19 protein-coding genes and 3 pseudogenes are annotated in these 21232 nt (G+C 67.7%); 12 read left to right on the plus strand and 10 right to left on the minus strand.

Translation table 11 applies throughout. The annotated features are described in order from the left end of the window. Nucleotides 1–168 precede the first annotated feature (168 nt). Complete coding sequence (locus ABD333_RS46830; RefSeq protein WP_344549409.1) at nucleotides 169–957, minus strand: DUF4184 family protein; 789 nt, start codon at nucleotides 955–957, stop codon at nucleotides 169–171. A 43-nt stretch (nucleotides 958–1000) separates the two neighbouring features. Then, nucleotides 1001–1417: a tRNA (N6-threonylcarbamoyladenosine(37)-N6)-methyltransferase TrmO gene (gene tsaA, locus ABD333_RS46835; protein ID WP_344549410.1), complete on the minus strand. Its 417-nt coding sequence runs from the start codon at nucleotides 1415–1417 to the stop codon at nucleotides 1001–1003. A gap of 771 nt (nucleotides 1418–2188) precedes the next feature. Here tsaA and ABD333_RS46840 point away from each other — a divergent pair. Further along, nucleotides 2189–3169 (plus strand): alpha/beta hydrolase, encoded by a 981-nt coding sequence (locus tag ABD333_RS46840; protein ID WP_344549411.1) that lies wholly within the window; start codon nucleotides 2189–2191, stop codon nucleotides 3167–3169. A 395-nt stretch (nucleotides 3170–3564) separates the two neighbouring features. Here the strand turns inward: ABD333_RS46840 and ABD333_RS46845 are convergent, their stop codons facing one another. Beyond that, entirely contained in the window at nucleotides 3565–4179 is a 615-nt protein-coding gene (locus ABD333_RS46845; RefSeq protein ID WP_344549412.1) for a hypothetical protein, read from the minus strand. Here ABD333_RS46845 and ABD333_RS46850 point away from each other — a divergent pair. Then, nucleotides 4160–5647 carry an NF041680 family putative transposase gene (locus ABD333_RS46850; RefSeq protein WP_344549413.1) on the plus strand — a complete coding sequence of 496 codons (1488 nt, stop codon included), beginning with the start codon at nucleotides 4160–4162 and terminating at the stop codon, nucleotides 5645–5647. The genes ABD333_RS46845 and ABD333_RS46850 overlap by 20 nt on opposite strands. 166 nt (nucleotides 5648–5813) lie before the next feature. Beyond that, nucleotides 5814–6596: a DUF899 domain-containing protein gene (locus tag ABD333_RS46855; protein ID WP_344549414.1), complete on the plus strand. Its 783-nt coding sequence runs from the start codon at nucleotides 5814–5816 to the stop codon at nucleotides 6594–6596. A gap of 238 nt (nucleotides 6597–6834) precedes the next feature. On the opposite strand, the pseudogene ABD333_RS46860 reads toward ABD333_RS46855, so the two are convergent. Then, nucleotides 6835–7269, minus strand: a pseudogene (locus ABD333_RS46860) (ABC transporter permease); the annotation flags it as partial. Here ABD333_RS46860 and ABD333_RS46865 point away from each other — a divergent pair. Next, nucleotides 7215–7409, plus strand: a complete 195-nt coding sequence (locus tag ABD333_RS46865; protein ID WP_344549427.1) for a hypothetical protein — start codon at nucleotides 7215–7217, stop codon at nucleotides 7407–7409. The pseudogene ABD333_RS46860 and the gene ABD333_RS46865 sit on opposite strands and share 55 nt — an antisense overlap. 2200 nt (nucleotides 7410–9609) lie before the next feature. After that, nucleotides 9610–10305, plus strand: a complete 696-nt coding sequence (locus tag ABD333_RS46870) for a hypothetical protein (RefSeq protein WP_344549415.1) — start codon at nucleotides 9610–9612, stop codon at nucleotides 10303–10305. A gap of 28 nt (nucleotides 10306–10333) precedes the next feature. Here ABD333_RS46870 and ABD333_RS46875 read toward each other — a convergent pair whose 3' ends face one another. Continuing rightward, a complete protein-coding gene (locus ABD333_RS46875; RefSeq protein WP_344549416.1) occupies nucleotides 10334–11113 on the minus strand; it encodes a hypothetical protein in 780 nt (259 codons plus the stop codon). A 139-nt stretch (nucleotides 11114–11252) separates the two neighbouring features. On the opposite strand from ABD333_RS46875, the gene ABD333_RS46880 reads away from it, so the two are divergent. Further along, complete coding sequence (locus tag ABD333_RS46880) at nucleotides 11253–12182, plus strand: aldo/keto reductase (RefSeq protein WP_344549417.1); 930 nt, start codon at nucleotides 11253–11255, stop codon at nucleotides 12180–12182. 7 nt (nucleotides 12183–12189) lie between these two features. On the opposite strand, the gene ABD333_RS46885 is transcribed toward ABD333_RS46880, so the two are convergent. Further along, nucleotides 12190–12852 carry a thiaminase II/PqqC family protein gene (locus tag ABD333_RS46885; protein WP_344549418.1) on the minus strand — a complete coding sequence of 221 codons (663 nt, stop codon included), beginning with the start codon at nucleotides 12850–12852 and terminating at the stop codon, nucleotides 12190–12192. 220 nt (nucleotides 12853–13072) lie between these two features. Between ABD333_RS46885 and ABD333_RS46890 the strand changes: the two genes are divergently transcribed. From ABD333_RS46890 to ABD333_RS46905, 4 genes are all read left to right on the plus strand, one after another. Further along, on the plus strand, nucleotides 13073–14356 hold the full coding sequence (locus tag ABD333_RS46890) for a citrate synthase (RefSeq protein ID WP_344549425.1): 1284 nt from the start codon (nucleotides 13073–13075) through the stop codon (nucleotides 14354–14356). Between the two features lie 141 nt (nucleotides 14357–14497). Further along, the gene (locus ABD333_RS46895; RefSeq protein ID WP_344549419.1) at nucleotides 14498–15721 is read left to right on the plus strand and encodes a cytochrome P450; all 1224 of its coding nucleotides are present in this window, start codon (nucleotides 14498–14500) and stop codon (nucleotides 15719–15721) included. A gap of 173 nt (nucleotides 15722–15894) precedes the next feature. Beyond that, nucleotides 15895–16800, plus strand: a complete 906-nt coding sequence (locus ABD333_RS46900; protein WP_344549420.1) for a hypothetical protein — start codon at nucleotides 15895–15897, stop codon at nucleotides 16798–16800. A 93-nt stretch (nucleotides 16801–16893) separates the two neighbouring features. Further along, nucleotides 16894–17571, plus strand: a complete 678-nt coding sequence (locus ABD333_RS46905) for a nucleoside triphosphate pyrophosphohydrolase (RefSeq protein ID WP_344549421.1) — start codon at nucleotides 16894–16896, stop codon at nucleotides 17569–17571. Between the two features lie 48 nt (nucleotides 17572–17619). On the opposite strand, the gene ABD333_RS46910 is transcribed toward ABD333_RS46905, so the two are convergent. Continuing rightward, a complete protein-coding gene (locus ABD333_RS46910; RefSeq protein WP_344549422.1) occupies nucleotides 17620–18216 on the minus strand; it encodes a DUF4291 domain-containing protein in 597 nt (198 codons plus the stop codon). Nucleotides 18217–18359: 143 nt separating this feature from the next. Beyond that, nucleotides 18360–18645: pseudogene (locus ABD333_RS47805) on the minus strand (IS5/IS1182 family transposase); the annotation flags it as partial. 71 nt (nucleotides 18646–18716) lie between these two features. Here ABD333_RS47805 and ABD333_RS46915 point away from each other — a divergent pair. After that, a pseudogene (locus ABD333_RS46915) lies at nucleotides 18717–18852 on the plus strand (DDE-type integrase/transposase/recombinase); the annotation flags it as partial. 281 nt (nucleotides 18853–19133) lie between these two features. Here the strand turns inward: ABD333_RS46915 and ABD333_RS46920 are convergent. Then, entirely contained in the window at nucleotides 19134–19790 is a 657-nt protein-coding gene (locus tag ABD333_RS46920; protein ID WP_344549426.1) for a response regulator, read from the minus strand. A 29-nt stretch (nucleotides 19791–19819) separates the two neighbouring features. Then, nucleotides 19820–20173 carry a sensor histidine kinase gene (locus ABD333_RS46925; protein ID WP_344549423.1) on the minus strand — a complete coding sequence of 118 codons (354 nt, stop codon included), beginning with the start codon at nucleotides 20171–20173 and terminating at the stop codon, nucleotides 19820–19822. Between the two features lie 857 nt (nucleotides 20174–21030). Here ABD333_RS46925 and ABD333_RS46930 point away from each other — a divergent pair. Continuing rightward, nucleotides 21031–21232, plus strand: a 202-nt coding sequence (locus tag ABD333_RS46930) for a hypothetical protein (protein ID WP_344549424.1), incomplete at its 3' end; no start/stop codon positions are given.

The raw sequence follows: 21232 nt of genomic DNA on the forward strand, positions 1-21232 counted from the left end.
GGCCATCGCGTTTCCTTTCCTTCGAGATCTTGGTCGATTCGAAGGATCACGCGGTGGCCGTCCTACTTCACGACGCCACGCCCTCTGGCCTGGTCAAACTCGTACACCATCTCCGTGGACGCAACCCAGCCAAATCACAGAACAGACCGCCCCATGACCCGACCCAGCTCATTCGTCAGCTCGCCCCGCCAGCACGCGGGAGAGATTCCTTCGGCGTGTCGCCAAGGTCCAAACAAGGCCGTACAGAGTCAGAGACAAACCGAAACCAGCGATACCGCCTTCGACACCGCTGACGAGGGTCATATGGAACGTACGCGGAACGTCCGGTTGATTGATCAGAGTGACCGCGCCCAGCAGCGCCCCGCCGCAGGTCGAGAGCGTCAACGCCCCGACCACCGTCCACGCCACCCGGCCAGGCAACCGTTCAGGCGCGTTCTCCATGATGGGCGCCGTGCGGATCCAGCGGGCCAGCCACCACATAACCGCCACCGCTCCGAGCACGCCACTCGCATACTGCAGCCAGCGGTTGAGTGCGAGCCCTCCCCACGAGGTCGTGAGCAGCCATGGCAGCGCGCCGGCGAAGCTGTGGTGTTCATGGGTGAAGGCATCCCACAGGAGATGCGTCGCCGCACCGACCACGATGGACAGCGGCACCCACTTGATCATGGAACGGCGGAAGCCGTGCGCAGGCCCGGCGAGTCGCGCGTGCGCCCACCCAGGAGTCAGCGCGAGCAACGGGCGCTTCCACATCACATGGAAAGCGACGAACACGATGATGCCGAGTGCGAGGTCAATGGTCACCAGCCCCACCGGGACATGCGTCGCGCCGCGAAGCGCTGCCATACCAAGGAAGTACGGGACGTCGGGGACCATCGATCCGACCACCAGCGCCGATGGCACCAACGGACCGCGTGCGAGAGGGATGACGGCCGCCGAGTGGCTCATGGTGAACGGCATCGGTCATGCTTACGGCATCCGGCAAGGAACGATCAAGGTCTGCTCAACGCTCGTCGACCGGCCCCAGGACGGGTTTCAGATCGACGACGGGCGTTCCGTTCAACGCCTCAAGTGCTTGAACACGCACCCGCACACCGTCGATCGCCACGATCGTGACCCGATGCAGCCCGACCGGATTCGGCCTGTCCGCCGAACGCGTGCCAAAGACCCCGGTGATCGGCCGGGCCGGGTCGTCACGAGGATGAACGGCCAGCACATCGCGCCGCGCCCGATCAAGCCAGGTGACAACCAAGACCTCGGCCCCGACCTGGAGATCATGCAATCCCTCACCGACCTCGGGTTCGAAGACCAGCCAGGCCTCCGGAGCGCCCTCATCCCCTTGCTTGGGAGCCGCAGCCATATCCACCAGCGCGGACTCGACGCGCCCGATTGGGCGAATCACAAACGCATCCTCACCCAACACAACCTCCTGCTCCGCATCATCTCCGCAAGGAAATCCATATCCCTCGAACCATCCCACCGTTCCCAAGCAGCGTCCCAGAAGGCATCCAGCCGACGGATCAACATCAGCCGCGCCCCTCCCCCACGACCGACGCCAGGCAATACCAACGCTCCGCAACCACGCGCCCCCAGCCAAGGCTGATGTCACCGATCGCATCGTCGACCCGTACCGTCACCAACACTGCCACCCAGCCAGCAGTGACCTACCTTCACACATCAACACCGCCACAGAATCCAGCCATCACGAACGAAAAACCTCATCAAGTCACACCAACACTCCATGCCCTCATAAACACCGCCGCCCAGCACATCCGTACTACCGCAGCGCACCCACCAGCACCGGCACGGATTCCGTGCAGCACGCCCACGAAGCCCACCAAGCCGGATCGGCGAGCCGTAGCGCCAAACCGGGAGTAGCGCAGCCAATGCTCAAGCTTGGCGGGCTCTGACGCAGCTGTGCCGCTCCATTCCCGCCAGCAACCCGGGAAGACCCCTTAAAGCCCTCCCCCCAAAAAAACTTCCCGCGCCCTTCCGGCACTTGCGTCGCACAAGATGGCCGCGCCCAAGATTTGCGTTACCGGTCTCTGCGCGAACACCCCCTCAATGACGGATCGACTCAGCCGATGCGTGCAATGGACGGTATTGCAGGGCGAGGATCTTTGCTCGTACGTCGATGTGGGCGCGCGCACAACCGGCTCCGAGATGAGCCGTGGAACGGGAAGGAAGCACGGTGATCGACAGGGTGGACGCGGCCCAACTCACGAGCCGACGGGCCCGGCGCACCGCAGAGTTCATGCATCGGAGATTGCGGCCGCGCATGACCGGCGAACGCGGGATAGACGAACGAGCCATCCACCGGCTGGCGAATCTGGAACGACTGGCGGCTCTGGCTCCGGTGCCTCGTGGCGTACGACTGCGCCGAGCGCAGTTCGATGGATTCCGTGGCGAGTGGGTGACGGCACCAAGAGTTCGCACCGACGGGCGCGCGGTCCTCTATTTCCACGGCGGAGGCTTCATCTGCTGCGGGTTGGCCACGCACCGCCGCCTGGTCGCGCAGATATCCGCGGCAGCCCGCATGCCGGTTCTCTCGGTCGCCTATCGCCAGCTGCCGGATGTGCCGGTGTCCGGCTCAATCGCCGATTGCGTCACCGCGTACCGCCTACTCCTCGCCCGTGGCCACGCTCCCGAGGATGTGGTGATCGCAGGCGACTCGGCCGGCGGCTTCCTCGCCTTTGCCGCGACCCTACGAGCCGTCGAACACGGCCTGCCCAAGCCCGCGGCCGTGGTCGGCCTCTCTCCATGGCTGGATCTCGAATGCACGGCCAAGATCGCTCACGTGAACGCGAGCCTGGACCCGTTCATCGTCGCCGACGAATTGGCCAAGCTGGCCGCGCTTGCCGTCGAAGGCGCGGTTCCACCGGACCCGGCGCTGTCCCCGCTGACCAGTGATCTCTCACTGCTCCCTCCCGCACTGATCCAGTGCGGCTCGATCGAGGTGCTGCGCTGCGACGCCGAGCGGATGGCCGAGGCGATGGAACGTGCGGGAGTGCCGTGCCGCCTCCAGATCTGGGAAGGCCAGATCCATGTCTTCCAAGCCTTCTCCGCCTTGATCCCGGAAGCCCGTCCCGCGATCGCTCAGGTGGGTGCGTTCATCCAGGAGATGACCTCCAGCCAAGTCGGCCGCCCCGCTGAGCCCCGACGACCAGCCTGACCCCAGACACCCACTCACAACAAACACCCAATTGCGTGAGCACTAGCGGACACCCAGAAATCCGGCAGGGACCTCCATGGCGTCCCGCAATGAGACGGTCGCAAATGCACTGACGGAACGCCCGGCAGGCGTGAAAATCGGGAGTGGTTGCTGACCGCTGACGTCGAAGAAGCCTGTTGCGCGATGAGCCCATAGGACAGGGCTTTTCAGGATGAGACGACCCACGCATCCCTGCAGCATCGTGATGCGCATCTCGCCTTCAGACGCCTCGTCAGCACCACCATCGCCACTCACCGCAAATCACCCCCAACAGCAATCAAACAGTAGAGAACTCCGACTCAACTTGCCGTTTAACCCGCTTCCGGCGCTGGCTCCTGGGTTCGCTGCGGGACGAGCTACCGATCGAGGTTGACGGGGACTCCGCGAAGTTGCAGTCGGGCCTTCAGGAACTCCATTTCCGGCAGCGTCCCTGTCAGGCCTTCATGGCTCAGCTCCTCAACCAGCTCACGAGCCCGCGACAGTGTGGTCGCCGAGATTTCCCGGACGACCTTCAACGCAGGCACGAGACTGGGAACCGGACCGGCCAGCCGCAGCCTTGCCGGTCCGTGTGCAGTGAGCAGAGCCTCCCGAACGTGATCAGGCGCCGGGCCCGGACCCGAATCTTCACACATGTAGGCGCCGCAGGACGCGCAAGAGAACTCCGAATCCCACCACAGCTCATTGCGATGGAGAATTGGTTCACCTGCCGTCTTGCCAGGCCGCCGCACCCGCAGCGCGCTGCGATCGTCGCCGTTTGACCAGACACCCCGGGCTCCTTCGACAGCTCTGTCTTCCACAATGATCCTCTCGTGGCCGACCGCGTGAACGCGAACGCTGTCTCGACGACATGGGGTAGTGGGACTGTGGCGGTTTATGTACGGTGTGTCGCCGTGACGTGCAGCGGCCATCGCCTCATCTTCGAGATCTGGACAGATCAGCGAAGCGGAGGCGATGGCCGTGTCGTTGAGCATGACCGCGGGTGTGACGCCCGCGCAGGAGACGTCCGGGACCGGCATCGCTGACCTGGAGGTGCTGGCCGGGTTCGGTTCGCGGTTCCACAACTGCCTGACCGCGCGGGCCGATGAGCTGTTCGAACTCGCGGACGCGGTGTTGTGCACCAACGGGCCGGTCAAGACGCTGGTGGATCTGACGTTGGCGCCCGAGCATCGGCGCGGTCATGGCGCGTTGTATGACGGGTTGAACCGCGGCTGCCTGGACGTGGCCCGGCTGCGGTGGACACTGGCGAGGCTGCCGCTGCCGCGGGCGGCCAACGGGCGGATCGTGCTGGCGGTGGACGTCAGTCCGTGGCTGCGGCCGGACGCGGACACCTCGCCGGAACGGTTGTTCTGCCATGTGCATGGCAGGGCACGCAGCGCGTCGCAGTTCATCCCGGGCTGGCCGTACTCCTTCGGCGCGGCATTGGAGGCCGGGCGTACGTCATGGACGGCGATGCTGGATGTACTCCGCCTGCATCCTCAAGACGACGCCACCGCCGTCACCGCCGGCCAGCTCCGCGAGGTCATCATGCGGTTGATCGAGGCCGGACAGTGGAAGGACGGCGACCCGCCGATCCTGGTCGTGGCCGACGCCGGTTACGACGCCACTCGCCTGTCGTTCCTGCTGTCAGAACTGCCGGTCGAGCTGCTGGGCAGGCTGCGCTCAGATCGGGTGATGTGCTGCCCCGCGCCCTCCCGCGAGGAGTTCGACCGGGCCCACCCCTATGGTGGCCGCTACCCCAAACACGGCAGGGTGTTCCGCTTCGACAACGCCAGCACTTGGCACGAGCCCGACCACGTCACCACGACCGACACCGACCGATACGGCACCGCCATCGCCCGCTCCTGGGACCGGCTGCACCCCCGCCTCACCCGCCGCGCCGCCTGGCTGGAGCACCAGGGCGACCTGCCCATCATCGAGGGCACCGTGATCGTCCTTCAGGTCGACCACCTGCCCGGCGGAGGCGACCCCAAGCCGGTCTGGCTCTGGTGGTCCGGCGTGGATGCCACTGCGCCCGATGTGGACCTGCTCTGGCAGGCGTTCCTGCGCCGTTTCGATCTTGAGCACACGTTCCGGCTGTTCAAGCAGGTCCTGGGCTGGACCGCCCCGAAGATCCGCAGCCCCCACGCCGCCGACCGATGGACCTGGATCATCATCGCCGTCCACACCCAGCTCCGTCTCGCCCGCACACTCACCACCGACCTACGCCGGCCCTGGGAACGGCCCATCACCTCAGACCGGCTCACCCCCGCCCGCGTCCGCAGAGGGTTTCGCAACATCCAAACGACGTGCCCATCGCTGACCAGTGCACCAAAACCCGGCAAGCCCGGCCCCGGACGGCCACCCGGCTCCACAAACCGACACCGACCACCCATCCACGACGTGAGGAAAACAGTCAGACGCGAGACCACCCTGGCCGCCCGCTTCGGGCAGGCAGCATAAACGGCAAGCTCAAAGCGCGTCTGGGAACCCGTCAGCCCAAGACGGTCGGTGCAAGCTCGTCCGAAGTGCCCGCTCCGATGAGTTCTGGCCGGGCCGCGAGTCTGTACTGGTGTCGTACGACGTCGTACGACGCTGCCTGGCCCGGGACACCACCACGGAGGACACCATGGCAACCACGCCGGACGACTCGGCCACCGCGCGGCCCGGCCGACCGCCCATCGTTGACCTGGCCACTTGGCAGGCCGCCCGTGACGAGCTTCTGGTCCGCGAGAAGGCCCACACCCGCGAGGGTGACGCCCTCGCAGCAGCTCGCCGCCGATTGCCAATGGTGGAGTTCGACGGAACGGTCGAGGTAGTCGGCCCCGACGGCCCGGTCGCGTTCCTGGACCTGTTCCAGAGCCGCGACGAGCTCGTGGTCTACAAGCACATGTGGTACGACGGCGCGCCACACCAGGGCCAGTGCGAGGGATGCACCACCGCGGCCTGGCACCTAAAGGACGCCGCCTACCTCAACGCCCGCGGCGTCTCGCTCGCCATCCTGACCACGGGCCAGTGGGACGAGGTGGCCGCCTACGTCGAGTTCATGGGCTACACCCAGCCCTGGTACTCGGTGCGCGACGTGGAAGCGCCGGTCGGCGGCGACATGGGGTACATCACCTGCTTCCTACGCGACGGCGACCGCACCTTCCTCACCTACTCCACGACGGCTCGTGGCAACGAACCCATCAACGGATCCCTTGGCCTGCTCGACATGACGCCCTACGGCCGCGGCGAGGCATGGGAGGACAAGCCCGAGGGCTGGCCCGAGGGACGCCACTCGTGCTGGTTCTGGCGCTCGGACGCGGACGGCAACGCCACCTGGGGCCCGACGAGCCGCCCCGTGCCGCAGTGGACCCGCCCCGGCGCGACCCCAGTCGAGACCCTCGGCCGGCACGACGAGCACCACTGACGCACCTTGATCGACGTCGGCAAAGGTGCCGGGCGGAGCCTCCAAACGATGCGAGCGCCTTGCACAGACGACTCACCCGAAAGCCAAAAAGTCCCGGCAATAGGGACGTCGCCGAGGTTGGCCACCCCACCGGGAATCCGGTTGCGAATCGTCCAACTGTCAGTACCTGCCATGCCCTGACGAAGCGGCGCAGCGCCGTGAAGACGACCTGGATGAGCACCGCGAGCACGGCGACCAGGATGGCTCCGCCCGCCATCCGGTCGTACTCCTGGCGGGCGTAGCCGTCGACGATGTAGCGCCCGAAGCCGCCCAGGCCGACGTAGCCCGCCAGCGTGGCGGTGGACACGATCTGGATCGCGGCCGTGCGCAGGCCCAGCAGGAGCGCCACCGGCAGCTCCAGCCGCAGGATGACCTGCCGGGCGGTCATGCCCATGCCCTCCGCCGCGTCGCGCAGGCCCGGCTCGACCTGCTGGACGCCCGCGTAGGCGTTGACCAGGACGGGCGGGACCGCGAGGACGATCAGCGGGATGAGGAGACGACAGTAGCGGCGTTGGCTGGCGGAGCCAGTGCCGACGAAGGCAATGGCGCCGACGGCGGTGGTGTTGGTGGCGGTGCAGCGTGGCGACGGAAGCGTCGCCGCGGCAGCGTCGCGGCGGCAGCGTCGCGGCGGCAGCGTCGCGGCGGCAGCGTCGCGGCGGCGGCGTCGCGGCGGCGGCACTGGCGCCAGCGGCGGCGGCGCCAGCGACGGTGGTGGTGGCGGCGGCGCAGCGTGATGATGGCGAGCGCAGCGTGATGATGGCGGGCGCAGCGTGATGATGGCGTCGTCGTGGCGGCGGTGACGGCGGCGGCACTGGTGCCAGCGACGGCGGTGGTGTTGGTGTTGGCGTGCAGTGGTGCCAGCGGCGGCGGCGACGGCGGTGGTGGTGTTGGGGGCGGTGACAACGTGATGGTGGCGGCGCAGCATGGTGGCGCCAGCTGCAGCCTCGCGGCGGCGGCAGCGTGGTGACGGCGGCGGTGACGGCGGCGGCAGTGGTGCCAGCGGCGGCGGCGCCAGCGACGGCAGTGGTGTTGGAGGCGGTGACAACGTGATGGTGGCGGCGCAGCATGGTGGTGCCAGCTGCAGCGTGGCAGCGGCAGTGGCGGCGGCAGTGGCGGCGGCAGCAGCAGCGTCGCGGCGGTGGTCGCGGCGGCGTCGTGGTGACGGCAGCGTCGTGGTGACGGCAGCGTCGTGGTGACGGCAGCGTCGTGGTGACGGCAGCGTCGTGGTGACGGCAGCGTCGTGGTGACGGCAGCGTCGTGGTGACGGCAGCGTCGTGGTGACGGCAGCGTCATGGTGACGGCAGCGTCATGGTGACGGCAGCGTCATGGTGACGGCAGCGTCATGGTGACGGCAGCGTCATGGTGACGGCAGCGTCATGGTGACGGCAGCGTCGTGGTGACGGCAGCGGCGGTGACAGTGGCGGCAGTGGTGCCAGCGGCGACGGCGGTGGTGGTGGTGTTGGGGGCGGTGACAACGTGGTGGTGGCGGCGCAGCGTGGTGGTGCCGGCTGCAGCGTGATGCCGACTGCAGCGTCGCGGCGGCGGCACTGGTGCTGGCGACGGCGGTGGCGTTGGTGGCGGTGACTACGTGGTGGCGGCGCAGCATGGTGGCGCCGCCTGCAGCGTGGCGGCGGCGTGGCAGCGGTGGTGGCAGCGGTGGTGGCAGCGGCAGTGGCGGCAGCAGCGTCGCGGCGGTGGTCGCGGCGGTGGTCGCGGCGGTGGTCGCGGCGGTGGTCGCGGCGGTGGTCGCGGCGGTGGTCGCGGCGGTGGTCGCGGCGGTGGCGGTGGGTGTTAAGGGTTATCTACGGCCAGGTGAGTCTTGCTGGTTGGTCCAACTCTGTGCTGGCCGAGTGCCGCTGCCGCTACTCAAAGCACCCGCAGGTGGCGGCTGGCGCGCCTAGGGCGAGGATGAGTATGTGCGCGGCATCGGTTACGGCCGTGCAGCTATCGAACTGCCTGGCCTATGCCGAGGTACGGCGTGGCCTGCCTACCGGGCTGATGTGGCTGGACGGTCGTCGAATCGACGTTGAGGATCCGGTGCAGACGGCCGACCGCGTAGGCGCGGACATGCACTCGGTAAGTGTCGAACGTGGCGGTGGCGGTCCGCCGGCGATCACGCTGTACGTGGGTTTTCCAGTTGCCATATCGCCCGGGCAGGTCCAGCTGTCGACGTTGGTTTGTTCAGCAGCATGTGTGTGGCGGCGTCGCCGCTCGGGCTCGCTCGATTTCGCGTTCGAGGCACCGCTCTTTGGGGTGGTGATCGTTGGCGGGCGGGTGAGGGGTTGAGGACGGTTTCGTGGTGCGGTCGCTGACCGTGGCGTCCGTGGGTGGGCAGTTGATCTTGATCGGGGTGGTTGATGGTAGGTGATGGTGTCTACTGTGACCATTTGTCAACGCTCCGTAGTCGAGTTGACTACGATCGGCATCTCAACGGGTTACCGCTGCGACTCCCCCCGGGGCGAAGATGAACCGTTCGACAGATCCAAGGCTCGTCAACGCCGTCCGCCACGTGTGCGGGTGGCTCGGTTGTGCGGCCGTGGTGGGCACTGTCATCGTCGGCATCCCATCGCAGGCGTCGGCCACGTCGGTGGAGGCCGGAGTGAGCGTGATGACGTCGCCGCGCCTCGCCGAGCCGCCTCGGCCGGAGATCTGCCGCAAGGTTGAGAGGTGGGGCGCCCGGCGTACCGGGCAGCTCTGCCGGGAGATCTGGCGGTCGCTGCACGGCTCGCCAAGGGCCGAAGAACGCGAGCGCAGCCGCGCCAGGCGGACGGACGACAATCCGGCCAAGCCGAGGCCGAGGCGCCTTCTGGCGCCTGACCGCCCAAGGCCGCGTCCCGTTTTGCCCCGCACCTCGAGTGCTCCGCCCTCCCAGCCGCCCGTCGGCGCCGTGTCTCCATCGGCTCCGCCGGCACCTACGCAGACTGATAGCGATAAGTCAGCGACCTCCTCCATGCAGCCGTTGTTACTGCTTGGCTTGCTCTTCCCGGTCATGGCCGTGGCGGGTTATCCCTTCCGTCGCCGGATCTGCGCGTTCGCGGGTGCGATGTTCTTCGCTCCTCCGCTCCCGCCGCCCACCGGGGGGAACGCCTACTTCAGTCACCGTCCGGCAATCGACCCCTTCGCGATCTCCGCACTCGGCCTGACCGGGCCGGGAGCGTCCGACACCGCACGCGTGCTCGCCCTGGCCGCTCTGGAGGAGTATGGGGACGACGCCCTCCTGGTGATTCCTCGTTCCGCCGCGATCTCGCTCTTCGGGCTTTCCGAAGATGAGCTGCTCGACGAGAGCACCGCCGGGCTCTTCATCCCGGGCAACCTTGACGCCGCGCTGGCCTACCTGGAGACCGAACTCGCCATACGCCAGGGCGCAGGCCACTCCCCGGCGCGCCGCCTTCTTCTGGTCGCCGACTGCGAAAGCGAGTCTGAACGAATCCGCAGGCTCGTCGCCCAACGGCCGAGCGAAGTCTCAGCCGTACTCCTGGGCGACTGGCCTGCAGAGCAGGCCGCGGTGAACGAAGACGGCCTGGTCGCCCTTCCTTCCAACCTCGCCGGCCGCCTTCCCCAGCGTTTGCCTGCGATGTCCCGGAGTGAGGCACGCGACCGCCTTCACACAGCGATCGAGGCCCAGCGCCGAAAGGAGCCTCCGTACACTCGCCGATCCTCTCGCCGCTGACAGATCTTGGGCTGTCGGTACGCACGGATCAGGCGGCTTGGTGGCTGGTCCTGGCTGTGATCAGGGCGCGGAGGGTGCGGCCTGGCTCGTAGGTGTCGGGTGGGTCGTCGACGGTCCGGTCGACGTAGGCCATGCAGCGCAGGAGCCAGCTGCGGAGGCTGTCTTCGATCTGGGTCTCGGTGCGTCGGGCCTTGGCCGTCTCCAGGCGGCGCCGCTCTTCGTGGGCTCGTTCCGCAAGCTCGTCGTCGGCGGCCATCGCGCGTACATCGGAGAGGGCGAAGCGGCCCAGCTGGTCGGTGGCGAGCCTTCGCTCCGCGGCGACACGGTTGAACAGGTCCTTCGGCCAGCCGAGGATCGCCGCGGCGCCTTTGGTGTCGACACTGTCGGCCAACGGCCCCTTGCGGGCGGCGACCACCTCGGCCACGGTCCGCGGGTCGAGGGCGTCCAGGTCGCGCAGGAGGTAGAGCGGGAAGGTCCGATACCGGCCGATCACGGTGAGCTCACCGCGCGCGACGAGGATCTCGATGTCGGCGCGGTCGACGTCGAGCGCCACCCGTTCGGCGAGCCGCGCGGCGGCGTTGATCGCTCCGACCGGCGGCTCATCGCCGAACGTGGCCCGGATCCGTTCCGACTTGTCGACGGATTGCCGGATCTGTTCGGCGGACCAGCCGCGGCCCTCGATCTCGGGCTCGGGGATCATGCCGTGCTCCCGTGCCAGCCTGATCTGCCAGGTGGTCAGCCCGAGCGCGGTGGCGAACGCCCGATTCCCGTACTCGCTGCGCCCGGCGGGGATGATCTCGGAGGGCATGCCTGCTCCTTTCGTCGATGAACGGATGACTCGAACGACAGGATCGGTCACCGTCCGCGACCGCAACAGTGGAATCCCGTTCTGTGGAAAACCCAGGCTTGATCGTTTGGTGAGGACGGTGACCTGCCAGGCTGGGGGCATGAACGGAGTTGAACGGCTGGCGATCGGACTGGCAGCGGTCGGCCGCCCCGCGTACATCAATCTGGGACGTACGGCCGACCTGCCTGCCGAACGAACCGTGGACAAGATGCGCCGAGCCACCTGGGACGTACTGGATGCGGCCTATGCGAGTCAGATCCGGTGGGTGGACACGGCTCGCTCGTACGGACGTGCCGAGGAGTTCCTGGGCGAATGGCTTGCCGAGCGCAGCCACACGGACATCACCGTCTCCAGCAAATGGGGCTACGCCTACGTCGGCGGGTGGCGGATGGACGCTCCGGTCCACGAACGCAAGGAGCACAGCCTCGAGCGCTTCGAGGCCCAGTACGGCGAGACCCGGCGACTGCTCGGTGAGCACCTCGCCGTCTACCAGGTGCATTCGCTGACCGTCGACAGCCCGTTGTTCGGCGACAGGGCGTTGCAGGCAGCGCTCGCCGGCTTGACCGCGGAAGGCCTACGGGTGGGGTTCTCGACGTCTGGGCCCCGCCAGGCCGACACGGTACGGAGGGCGTTCGAGCTTGAGGTGCACGGACAGCGGGTGTTCACCGCCGTTCAATCAACCTGGAATCTCCTGGAACCATCTGCGGGCGAGGCACTTCGCCAGGCACACGACGCCGGCGCTCTTGTGCTGGTCAAGGAGGCGCTGGCGAACGGCAGGCTCGCCGTACAGCCGCCAGAGGAGATCAAACAGCTGGCTGACTTGCACGGAGTCGGCGCCGACGCGGTGGCCTTGGCCGCGGTCCTGAGCCAAGGGTGGGCGGACCGGGTCCTGCTAGGCGCCGTCAGTCCGACGCAGTTGCGCTCCAACCTTGCAGCGCTCACCGTGTCGGTCGGTGGTGAGGGGCTGGACGGGCTAGCCCTCCCGCCGGAACGCTACTGGGCGGAACGATCGGCCCTCCCCTGGACGTAAGGGGATATCAGGCCAAATCTTCGGCCAGAGCGTTCCAGAAGTAGCCCTCGTACGCGTGCAGCATGCGGGCGGCTCGGGCTGCTTCCTCCGGGGGATCCCCAGCGGCCAGGCCGACGGCGACCACCTCTGTGGCCTGCTCAGCGAAGCCTGGCGGCGGCTCGGCGAAGAACCGGAAGAAACCCACCGCCTGCTCGTCCATCCCATAGCGGCTGCGCAACGCCTCGGCGGCACGTGCGCAATAGGCTCCCCACTCCTCCAGGTTGGCGAGCATGGCCAAGGCCACTTCCGAAGCCGTGCCGAACGACGCACGCTGGGCGAGGTAGGCCGGATAAGCCTGGGCCAGAGGTTTCGGCTCGTACGCGTTGAGATCTTTCTCACTCATGCCAACTGCCGCGGCAAAGTCCAGGAGCAATGACAGAGCCTCTCCTTCGCCTTGTGCCAGAGCCAGAAAGAGTCCACCGGCAGGCGGATCGGGATAACGCGCGGCCAATAGCGAAAAGCTGCGCCGGTCGCTACCGACGATTCGGAACTCCTCCCCCGCCAGCCAGGCAAGCCGTTCGCGGGGCACGTCACCCGCCTCCAGCAGCTCCAGGAAGCGGTTTTCGCTGGTGGCGGCCGCGGTCTCCGCCTGGCAGCGGGCGACCAGTTCGGCGGCGAAGGCATCGGCCATGTCCCCAGGTGAGCATCCTCCGGAGACGCGGTCAACAGGTGCGGGGCGCGGGTCCCGTGCGCCCCGCAGGGTGATCATTCTGCGCCATGGCGGGCTCCGCACGCCATTCGGCGGTCCCGGCACCCCGCTGTGGCCCGGATCAGACTCATATGATCACCTGGATACGATGAAGGGCGGAATGTCTACGCAGGTGTGGACGGAGTCGGGAGCGAGCGAGCACATGTCGGATTTCGAGCTCAACCATGCGGGCGGGCGGCTGCCCCTCGAGGTGACGAATGCTACGGAGGGTCCATCCGGCCTGGGAGTCGGCGCCCTGCTGAAAGAGACCGGTCATGTCACTCTTGACCCGGGCTTTACCAACACCGCCTCCACGACGTCGGCGATCACGTACATCGACGGTGACGCCGGGATCCTGCGTTACCGCGGCTACCCGATCGACCAGCTGGCCGAGAAGTCCTCCTTCCTGGAGGTGGCGTACCTGCTGATCCACGGCGACTTGCCGACCCATGCCGAGCTTGAGAACTTCACGGACAACATCCGCCGGCACACCTTGCTGGACGAGAAGTTCCGGGCGTTCTTCTCGGCGTTCCCGCGCCGGGCGCACCCGATGGCGGTGTTGTCGTCCGCGGTGAGCGCGCTGTCCACCTTCTACCAGGACAGCCTTGACCCGTTCGACGCCGAGCAGGTCGAACGGTCCAGCATCCGGTTGATCGCCAAGCTGCCGACCATCGCGGCCTACGCGTACAAGACCTCGATCGGCCAGCCGCTGCTCTACCCGGACAACTCCCTCGGCTACGTCGAGAACTTCCTCCGCATGACGTTCGGCCTGCCGACGGAGAAGTACGAGGTCGACCCCGAGATCGTCCGGATCCTCGACATGCTGTTCGTCCTGCACGCCGACCACGAGCAGAACTGCTCCACCTCGACCGTGCGGCTCGTCGGCTCCAGCCACGCCAACCTGTTCTCGTCCATCTCGGCGGGTGTGGACGCGCTGTTCGGCCCCCTGCACGGCGGCGCCAACCAGGCCGTCCTGGAGATGCTCGAGCAGATCCACACCAACGGCGACGACGTCGAGTCGTTCGTACGCCGCGTCAAGAACAAGGAGCCCGGCGTCAAGCTGATGGGCTTCGGACACCGGGTCTACAAGAACTACGACCCTCGTGCCGCCGTGGTCAAGAAGGCCACCCGCAAGGCCCTCGAACTGCTCGGCAAGCCCGACCCGCTCCTGGACCTCGCCGTACGCCTCGAAGAGGTCGCGCTCAGCGACGACTACTTCGTCGAGCGCAAGCTCTACCCGAACGTCGACTTCTACACCGGCGTGATCTACAAGGCCATGGGATTCCCGACCAACGCGTTCACCGTGCTGTTCGCGCTCGGCCGGCTCCCCGGGTGGATCGCGCAGTGGCGCGAGATGATGAGCGACCCGTCCACCAAGATCGGCCGCCCGCGCCAGGTGTACGTGGGCAAGACAGAGCGTCCTTACGTCGACATCAATTCCCGTTGACGGGTTAGGCCGTACAACGCGGAGACGTTGTCCAGGGCCGGGTACTCCAGGCATCGCCTTGGGGACCCGGCCCTGATCCGTTCCTGGACTATGGCGGGTTAGCCTGTGGGCAGCGGCCGCCTCCTGCGAAAGGCTCGGACAATGCCCTCCATTGTCGAACCGAAGCTGACCGACCTCGATTTCTGGGCCGAGCCACAGCCAGACCGCGACGCGCTGTTCGCCTCGCTCCGTTCGGCCGAGGAGCCCGTCTTCTGCCCGCGCCCGGACGGGCCCGGGTTCTACGCCCTGACACGGTACGAGCAGGTGGCCGAGGCCAGCCGTCATCCGCAGGTCTTCAGCTCGGAACCGACCGCGGTCAGCCTGGTGGACCCGGCGCCGTCGATCCGTGACTACACGGGGTCCATGATCAGCCTGGACGATCCGCGCCATGCGCGCCTGCGCCGCATCGTGTCGCGCTCGTTCACCCCGCGCATGATCCAGAAGTTCGCGGACGACGTGTCGGATCTCGCGGCCCGCATTGTCGACGGCCTGGTCGAACGCGGCCCGTGTGACTTCGTCACCCATGTCGCGACACCGATGCCGCTGCAGATCATCTGTGCCCTGATGGGCATTCCGGAGTCGGCGTACGACGACGTCATCGACGCGACGAACGCCATTCTCGCCGTCGGCGACCCCGATCACGTCTCCCCCGACGGCAAGACCCGCGAGCAGGTGCTGGGCGAGAAGTTCACCATCTTGGACAACCTGATGACCGAACTCGGGCGCCTGCGCCGCGAGGAGCCCGCCGACGACCTGATCACCGCGCTGCTCCATGCCAACGTGGACGGTGAGGCGCTCACCGAGCTGGAGCTTAGGCGCTTCTTCAGTCTCCTGGTGGTGGCGGGCAACGAGACCACGCGCAACGCTCTTTCACACGCCCTTGCCCTCTTCACGGACAACCCCGGCCAGCGGTCTCTGCTGCTGGCGGATCTGGAGACACGTCTGCCGGGCGCGGTCGAGGAGGTCGTACGGTACGCGACACCCGTCACCTGGATGCGCCGGACCCTCACGCAAGACCACACGTTGAGCGGCCACACGTACCGTGCGGGCGACCGGGTCATCCTTTACTACAACTCGGCCAACCGTGATGAGAGCGTCTTCAAGGACCCGCATACGTTCGACATCACGCGCTCCCCCAACCCGCATCTGGGTTTCGGGGCGCCAGGGCCGCACTTCTGCCTGGGAGCCCATCTCGCTCGCCGAGAGGTGACCGTCCTCCTACGCGAACTCTTCAGGCGCTTGCCCGATATCCACGCCACAGCCGAACCAGTCCGGCAGCGTGCCAGCTTCATCAATGGCGTGAAATCTCTCCCCTGCGCGTTCTGAGCCGCACCCTGCCGGGCAGTCTCCACGGACAGGCTCCGCAAGATCGTTTACGGGTCACCGTCATTTTCGTCGCAGACGTTTTCCACAGAATCCCGTTCTACTTCCGTCGTGCTCGGTCCGGGCCGAGGCTGGACGATGCCGCGCCAGCCCGCCGAGGTCCGAGGAGGCCCGTCATGTCCGACACGATCTCCATCACCGTGCCCGCGAAGACGACCACGTGCTTTGTGATCGCCACCGCGGACGAGCCCGGCGACGCCCGGCTCGCGATGCGGCATCGGCTCGCCGAGCCGTTCGCCGCCGCTGCCGCCGAACGCCTCGGCACGTCCAGGCTCGGAATCACCAGCTACAGGGCGATCGACTCTCCCTGGGACCTGGCCAAAGCGACGGTCACGGACGGAGACGATCAGGAGAGCGAGACGCGGGCCCGCACGGCGGTCCACCACCTCGGCGTGAACGCGGTGCTGCCGGTCTCCGACCAGCCCTTCGGCGCCCAGGTGGCACGTGCCGTGGCCCGCGCTCTCGGCGACGCCGTGTCCGGTGTGGTCGTTGACATCAACACTCTCCAGGTCCTTCCGGAGGCCGCGTACGAAACCCCACGATTCGCCCTGGCGGACGGCTGGCTCGGCGTCTCGCTCCCTCCGGAGGACGACCACTGCTCGGACGGCGACGACTCCGTCGACGGCTGTTCCTGCGTGGAGTTCACGACCCGGGGCCTGCATCGCTTCGGTCTGCCGGAGCTGCAGATGTCGGGGATCGCCTGCCCCCACGACCTGGCCGCACTCAACGTCCTCCGTACGACGGCCCAGGCGTTAATGCCGATCGCCCGGTGCCCGGGACCGCAAGTCCTCTCCGCCAATCTGCCACTGGCAAGCGAGGACCTCGCCGCCTACTGGGGCGTCGCGGAGCCGCTGTGGACTGACGGCCCACTGCCGGTGTGGCTCACCGCGCTGGGACCCGACCTCCTCGGCGTCGGTCCACCGCCTGGGTTCCGGGGCACGTTGAACGAGTGGCTCTGGGACGAGCTCCCACCCGTCATGCACGAGCTCCTCGGCTGCACCCCCGATCGCTTGCCCTCCTGATGCTTCCTGCGCAGCGGGGAAGCGAGTACGTCGCGGCCTCAGAGTCGGCTGCTTGGGCGTGGTGAGGGCGTGGCGCCGCTACGTTCGACTGTCATGGAGACCGAGGACGTAGCAGGTTCGCTGGAGACGGTGCTGGCCGATGTCGCAGCCGAACGCGATGCTCAAGACCGCCTCTGGGGTGTGCAGGAGTTCCCCGACGGAAGCGGGCCTGAATATGGCGAACGGGCGGACGAGGCCAAACGTGAGGTCGCTGCGGCATGGTCTCGGGGCGAGCTGACATGGCGCCACATCCTCACCGAGGAGTTCTACGAGGCACTTGCGGAGACCGATCCCGGACGGCTGCGTACCGAACTGGTGCAGACCGCCGCGGTCGCGGTCAAGTGGGTGCAGTCCCTCGACCGACGTCATTGCGCGCAACCCCATCGCGGCAAGTCCGGCGGCGGAGAGAAGCTGGTCCGCGACCGCATTCCGGAGATCGTCCAAAACGCTGGTGGCAGCGCGTCCGTTCGGACAGCACGAGACAGGGAGTACGAGTCACTACTGCGTGCGAAGTTGTATGAGGAGGCCGGAGAGTACGTGGCCAGCGGAGATCCGGCTGAGCTTGCCGATGTGCTGGAGGTGATTCACGCCCTGGCGGCGACGCACGGCATCAACCCGGCCGAGCTAGAACGCCGACGAGCCGGCAAGGAGAAGGAACGCGGAGGCTTCACCCGCCGGCTCGTCCTACGCCTGCCTACCGGCGCAGGCGAAAGCCACAACGACCGATCGTAATCTTCGCGTTCCCTGAAGCCTTGGCCCAAGGGGAATCGGCACCGGCGACTACGGAAGATCGGCACCGATGCCGCGCGCGATGTCGGATGACAAGGGATAGACGCGTTCGTTCGGAAGCAAGGCCTTGGCCTTGGTGGCCCACCCGTCCTGGAGGAGCTGATGGATCTTCCGCACCAGAGGTGTGCGATCTTCGATGGAGACGATCCAGTCGTCCACATACCGATCGATCACCTGACGGCTGAGGCCGACCTGGATGCTGCGAGCGTCGAGCGTGGCCCTCCGCAACGTTCGCTCCGGGTCCCACTGCACGTGGACGACCGCCTTGGCGAACCGGGCGCGCCATTCGTCGCTGCTGCGGAAGACCCGCCGGTCAGGATGCGTGAGAACGGCGCGGCCGAGCGCTTCGTCCCAGCCGGCCCGGGTGATCCGTACGGCCAGGATCCGCTCCTGGCCTGGCTTCCGAGCCCAGTTGCTGCGAGCCATCAGCCACAGGAACGACGGCTTGATCCACGTCATGCGGCCACGTGAGAACGGCGGCACGAACCGTCCCCGCTCGACCGCCGGACCAGCGATCTCCGGACGATACGCCTGGTACACCGTGATCGTCTCGCGGTCGTAGCTGGCACGGATCTCGTGCGTTCTCATCAGCGCGTCTCCCAACTCGGACGCACCACGGTGCCGCTGCCCCCCACGGACGATCAACAGGTTTTCGCATGGCTCCCTACTCGTCTCCAAGCCAGCGAAGCACCAAAGGAGAGGGCAATCACTGCACAGACTTAGCCGACATCTCACTCGGTGAGGCGGTGGCAGATGAGCTCTATGGCCATGGCCGCGAAGCCAGGAAGCGCCCAAGGTCGCGTTCATAGCGGCGGGCAGCAAGCGGCAGCAAGCCATGACACTGTTCGTTCCACCACCCAGCCATGCCGACCGAGCCGGGCCGAGGATTCAATCTGCGGCCGACCATGCGTTGCGTGATACGACCCCGGCACAGCCAGCACCGCAGATCGCGAAGTGGTAGTCGTGACCTCCGTCGCCGTGCAGTTCGCCGGGGCGACGCCGGCGTGGACTACGCCTGAGCTTGGTCCGCGTTGACGGAGACCTTTGGTGTGGTGGTCAGCCTGGGAGTGCGGTTTCGTAGTCGGCGGGGGGACCTCACCTACCTCCCCGTCGGGCGAAGGCTGGCTCTACCTGGCCACCGTCATCGACATCGGCTCCCGCCGCGTGGTCGGCTGGGCGACCACTGACCACCTACGCACTGAACTAGTCACCGACGCACTCAAAGCCACATACAACAATCTGCACCGCCGACTATTCCAGCTTAATCAATGCCGCTTGGTGCAGATAGGTAGCCATGCACAGTGATTACGACCAAGCAGCGATGCGTTCGGGTGCGCAGGCGTAGGGAATAGCGGTGACTGGCGTATTTGGGGGTAGGCACGCGCAACGGATGCAGTTCTGCGTAGCCGGGTGCATCTTGGAGAGCTTCGCGGGGTGCTGGCGCTTACATGAGCGGTTGGAGCGCGGCCGGCCCTGGTGGCGCGGGAGACTTGCTTGTTCGGCGGTCAGCGGGGGCGGACCAGGCCCGTCTCGTACGCGATGATGACGAGCTGGGCGCGGTCGCGGGCTTGGAGCTTGGCGAGCAGGTGGCCGATGTGGGTCTTCACGGTGGCCAGGCTCAGCTGCAGGTGCTCTGCCAGCTCCGCGTTGGAGAGTCCGCGGGCTATCAGCGTCAGCACCTCGCGTTCTCGTTCGGTCACACCGTCGAGTTCGCGGGCGAACTGCCGGGACGGTTCGGGGCGGCGGGCAAACTCGGCGATCAGGCGTCTGGTGACCGTGGGCGCGAGCAGGGCCTCGCCCGCCGCGACCACGCGGATGGCCGTGAGAAGGTCGGCGGGCGGGGTGTCCTTGAGGAGGAATCCGCTCGCGCCCGCGCGCAGTGCCGAATATACGTAGGCGTCCAGGTCGAACGTGGTCAGGATGAGAACGCGAACGTCAGCGGTCTCGGGCGAGCGGCAGATCCGGCGAGTGGCTTCGATACCGTCCATTTCTGGCATCCGGACGTCCATCAGGACCACGTTGGGGCGTTCTTTGGCCGCCAGTTCGCAGGCCTCAGCGCCGGTCCCCGCCTCCCCGACCACTTGCAGACCGGGAGCGGTGTCCACCAGGACGCGGAAGCTGCCGCGTAGTAGTGCCTGATCGTCAGCGACCAAGACACGCACGGGATCGGTCGGCGATGGCTCGGTCACGCTCACCTCTTCGCGGGGTTGTACGGAAGGCGTACCGACACCGCGAAACCGCCTTCGGGACGCGGCCCGGCGTTGAAGTCGCCGCCGTACATCATCACTCGTTCCCGCATACCGATGAGACCGTGCCCTCCCTCTGGACCGGGACCACCGGGCAGCACGCGCGTACCGGGGCCGTCGTCGGACACGGCGATCCGCACTTCGTGCTCGTCTGCCCATACCGAAACCTTGCAGCGCGCAGGAGCGGCGTGCTTCACGACGTTCGTCAGGGCCTCCTGAACGATGCGGTAGGTGGAGAGAGCCACTCCTTCGGGAAGGGGAACGTGTTGTAGCTCGAGTTCGACTCGTACGCCCGCCATCGCCGCACGATCCACAAGGGCGGGCAATGCGGCGAGGCCAGGTGCCGGGCCCAGCGGCACGTTCTGCCACAGGTCTGGGTTCGGGGCGGAAGGGTCACGTTGGGCCGGACTTGTAGCGGCTGGCGAACCCGTTCGAGCCGGGGGTTCAGGCGTAGCGGAGTGGTCCGGGCTCAGGGTTGCCAAATCGGCGCACTGCGGAGCAGGGCCTTCTGCTGCTGTGCTGGGCTCTGGGTTGGAGGGCTGTTGCGGCCTGGCCTGCCAGGCTTTCGAGGCGGGCGGATGGGCGGTGGCTGCGGTGGGAGCGTCAGGGTCGGCTGCGGTGGACGGGTCGGCGGTGGCTGCGCCCGGCGGGTAGGCGGTGCCTACGCCGGGCGGATGGGCGCCGGCAGCGGCGGGCGGGTGAGCGGAAGCTACGCCCGGCGAATGAGCGGTAGCAGCGGCGGACGGATGGGCGCTCACAGCGCCGGGCGGGTCAGCGCTGGTTGCGGCAGGCGGGTGAGCGGTGCTGGCTGCGCCCGGCGGGTGAGCAGTGGCTGCGCCGGGCGGATGGGCGGTGCTGGCTGCGCCCGGCGGGTGAGCGGAGGCTGCGGCGGGCGGATGAGCGCTGACCGCCCTGGGCGGGTGAGCAGTGGCTGCGCCCGGCGGATGAGCGCTGGCAGCGCCGGGCGGGTGGGCCGAGGCTACGCCCGGCGCTTGGGCGCCGGCAGCGGCGGGCGGGTGAGCGGAGGCTACGCCCGGCGGATGGGCGGTAGCAGCGGCGGACGGGTGAACGCTGGCAGCGTCCGGCGGATGAGCGGTGGCTGCGCCGGACGGATAAGCGGAGGCTGCGCCGGGCGGGTGAGCAGTGGCTGCGCCGGGTGGGTGAGCAGTGGCCGCACCCGGCGAGTGGACGCTGGCAGCACCCGGCGAGTGGGCAGTGGCTGCGGCAGGCGGGTGAGCGGTGCTGGCTGCGCTGGGCGGGTCGGCACTGGCTGCGCCGGGCGGGTCGGCGCTGGCTGCGCTGGGCGGGTCGGCACTGGCTGCGCCGGGCGGGTCGGCGCTGGCTGCGCCGGGCGGGTC

It is taken from the genome of Actinomadura fulvescens (genome assembly GCF_039533225.1).
Taxonomy (GTDB): Bacteria; Actinomycetota; Actinomycetes; order Streptosporangiales; family Streptosporangiaceae; genus Spirillospora; species Spirillospora fulvescens.

Excerpts from the sequence above, each read along its gene's own strand:
- ABD333_RS46890 (WP_344549425.1), top strand. The coding sequence starts at position 13,073 with ATGTCGGATTTCGAGCTCAACCATGCGGGCGGGCGGCTGCCCCTCGAG.
- ABD333_RS46925 (WP_344549423.1), bottom strand. The coding sequence starts at position 20,173 with ATGGCGGGCGTACGAGTCGAACTCGAGCTACAACACGTTCCCCTTCCC.
- ABD333_RS46855 (WP_344549414.1), top strand. The coding sequence starts at position 5,814 with ATGGCAACCACGCCGGACGACTCGGCCACCGCGCGGCCCGGCCGACCG.
- ABD333_RS46845 (WP_344549412.1), bottom strand. The coding sequence starts at position 4,179 with ATGCTCAACGACACGGCCATCGCCTCCGCTTCGCTGATCTGTCCAGAT.
- ABD333_RS46900 (WP_344549420.1), top strand. The coding sequence starts at position 15,895 with ATGTCCGACACGATCTCCATCACCGTGCCCGCGAAGACGACCACGTGC.
- ABD333_RS46910 (WP_344549422.1), bottom strand. The coding sequence starts at position 18,216 with ATGAGAACGCACGAGATCCGTGCCAGCTACGACCGCGAGACGATCACG.
- ABD333_RS46905 (WP_344549421.1), top strand. The coding sequence starts at position 16,894 with ATGGAGACCGAGGACGTAGCAGGTTCGCTGGAGACGGTGCTGGCCGAT.
- ABD333_RS46880 (WP_344549417.1), top strand. The coding sequence starts at position 11,253 with ATGAACGGAGTTGAACGGCTGGCGATCGGACTGGCAGCGGTCGGCCGC.
- ABD333_RS46885 (WP_344549418.1), bottom strand. The coding sequence starts at position 12,852 with ATGGCCGATGCCTTCGCCGCCGAACTGGTCGCCCGCTGCCAGGCGGAG.
- ABD333_RS46875 (WP_344549416.1), bottom strand. The coding sequence starts at position 11,113 with ATGCCCTCCGAGATCATCCCCGCCGGGCGCAGCGAGTACGGGAATCGG.
- ABD333_RS46850 (WP_344549413.1), top strand. The coding sequence starts at position 4,160 with ATGGCCGTGTCGTTGAGCATGACCGCGGGTGTGACGCCCGCGCAGGAG.
- ABD333_RS46830 (WP_344549409.1), bottom strand. The coding sequence starts at position 957 with ATGCCGTTCACCATGAGCCACTCGGCGGCCGTCATCCCTCTCGCACGC.
- ABD333_RS46895 (WP_344549419.1), top strand. The coding sequence starts at position 14,498 with ATGCCCTCCATTGTCGAACCGAAGCTGACCGACCTCGATTTCTGGGCC.